Here is a 2,431-nt window from a genome sequence, read left to right on the forward strand (position 1 = left end):
TCCCTGAGCAGGGAAGGGATATAACTAATAACGGAGCGAATATACGAATATTTTTCTATATCTATTTTTATTATATGTAAATATGGATGTAATACCTTCTTTTTCAAAATCCTGCAGTTCAATCCCCGGAATTTCCTGACGATTCCCGGGCCAATGACGTGCATAAAATCTCAAATTCACCTATTTTTGCCTAACAATTCAAGGAATAAATGATTCAGCGTATTCAAACGGTTTACCTTGCGGTGGTTATTCTGCTTACCGCAGTGCTTCCGTTTTGGTTGAATCTATGGACAGATGCCGCAGGGGAAGAGGTATATGCGCGTCAGGAGATATTGATCTCCGCGGCTTTTTACACTTCTGCAGCCCTGGCGCTTTTTGCCCTCCTTGGATTCAAAAATCGAAAAAACCAATTCGTGTTGAATCGCTTCAACATGTTATTGAACCTTTTTTTACTAGGATTTTTCGTGTATCGGGCCCTAAATCTATCCGGAGAGACTTCGGTCTCCGAGAAGGGTATTGGGATGCTGATTCCTATAGTTTCTATCGTTTTTTTAGTGATGGCCAATAAGGCTATCAAGAAGGATGAAGATCTCGTAAAATCTGTGGACCGCTTGCGATAAGCCTTTTATCTTAGTAGTATTAGTGCGAAGAAACCCCTGCCGTTAGGTGGGGGTTTTGCATTAAGGTTCAAAGTTCAAGGTTCAAAAAAGTAGTCTTCAGTGGGCAGTGGCAGTACGCAGAAGTAGGCACTGGGTAGTGGCAGTATGCAGTAAGTGTCTACTGCAACTGGTAACTGTGTACTCAGGAAAGGGTTCAAGGTTCACAAAGGAGTCGGCAGTAGGCAGTGGCAGTACGCAGAAGTAGGCACTGGGCAGCGGCAGTATGCAGGAGGTATTTGGGTTGGCAGTTGGCAGTGGAGTCCAGGGCTTATTCCAGGATTTTGTTAGAGAACACTTTGCCGTGATATTTAATACAAGGGATAATTTGTGGGTAGGCCGCAAAGATTGTACTTTACTGGGAAGAACAACCATCCATAAAAACTTCTCAAATGCGCCGGTTACTAATTGCAGTGCTATATCTGTCTACAGGGACCCTCTTTACCCAGGACCTGAAACTCAATGTGGAGCACTATGAGCTTTCCAACGGGCTTCAGGTTTATTTAAATGAAGATAAAAATGCCAGTAATGTTTACGGAGCCGTATGGGTGAATGCAGGCGGAAAGAACGATCCTGCTGATGCTACCGGAATCGCCCATTACCTCGAGCATATGTTGTTTAAGGGCACTAAAGACCTGGGCACACAGGATTATGCCCTTGAAAAACCTCATCTGGATTCTATTCGACTGCTCTATGACCAGTTGGCTGTGGAAAAGGATAAAGAGGCGAAACTCCGAATCCAGAAGCTCATCAATACCCAGGAGCTCAAAGCTTCTGAATACGCTATCCCGAATGAGTTTGACAGGCTCATAAAGGGCATTGGAAGCAGTGGGGTCAATGCCAGTACGAGCAATGATTACACGAATTATTACAACTATTTTCCCTCTAATCAATTACCCAAATGGCTCGATATCTATGCCCATAGGTTTCAGGATCCGGTATTCCGCCTGTTTCAGAGTGAACTCGAAGCCGTTTATGAGGAAAAGAACCGGGCGGGAGATGACCTGGAACGAAGGGTTTACACCAAATTCAATGAATACATTTACGGGGATCAGCCGTATAGCACCCAGACAGTCCTGGGGAGTGTAGAACACCTAAAGAACCCGTCCCTTACCAAAATGTACCAGTACTTTAAGGACTATTACGTAGCCAATAATATGGCGCTGGTCTTAAGCGGAAATTTTGATGCAGAACAGGTTAAACCCCTGATCGAAGCATCTTTTGGAAAACTACAGCGGGGTGAGGTACCTGAATTTCCCCAATATGAGAAGAATTCATTTGAGGGCAGGGTAGTGGAAAAGGTGCGGATTACACCCATAAAAGCTGGTTTTATGGGCTATAAACTCGTCCCCTATGCGCATCCCGACCGCCCGGCCCTTGAACTCATCGGTCAAATGATGTCTAATGGCAATCAAACTGGTTTTATCGACAAATTAAATCTCGAAAATGAAGTGCTCTATGCCGGGGGCTTTCAGGAATTTCTGGAAGAGGACGGATCAACATTTATTTTCTATGTACCCAAAATATTTGGGAAAAACCTGAAAACCTTTGAAGAGCGGATTCGAGAGAATTTTCAGGGAATCGCTTCAGGTAATTTCAGCGATGCCTATTTTGAATCTATAAAATATGGCTTGTATCGAAATTTCAGCCTTTCCCTGGAAGATCTATCAAGCCGGGGGCGGTATCTGGGCCTGAGTTTTATTTACGACCTCGACCCGGAGGAACTGCTCGCCTATTCCGAGAAAATCCGGGCCGTTTCAAAAGAAGACTTACAA

At 44.3% G+C, this 2,431-nt stretch carries 2 protein-coding genes; both read left to right on the plus strand.

The genetic code is table 11. The features are described from left to right. The first annotated feature begins 209 nt into the window (after positions 1–209). Positions 210–620: a DUF4293 family protein gene (locus WBV75_RS08715; RefSeq protein WP_424120241.1), complete on the plus strand. Its 411-nt coding sequence runs from the start codon at positions 210–212 to the stop codon at positions 618–620. 428 nt (positions 621–1,048) lie between these two features. Further along, a partial coding sequence (locus tag WBV75_RS08720) for a M16 family metallopeptidase (protein WP_424120242.1) occupies positions 1,049–2,431 on the plus strand: 1,383 nt, incomplete at its 3' end.

It is taken from the genome of Robiginitalea sp. (genome assembly GCF_049588695.1).
Lineage (GTDB): Bacteria > Bacteroidota > Bacteroidia > Flavobacteriales > Flavobacteriaceae > Robiginitalea.

Coding starts and splice junctions, on each gene's coding strand:
- WBV75_RS08715 (WP_424120241.1), top strand. CDS start 210: ATGATTCAGCGTATTCAAACGGTTTACCTTGCGGTGGTTATTCTGCTT.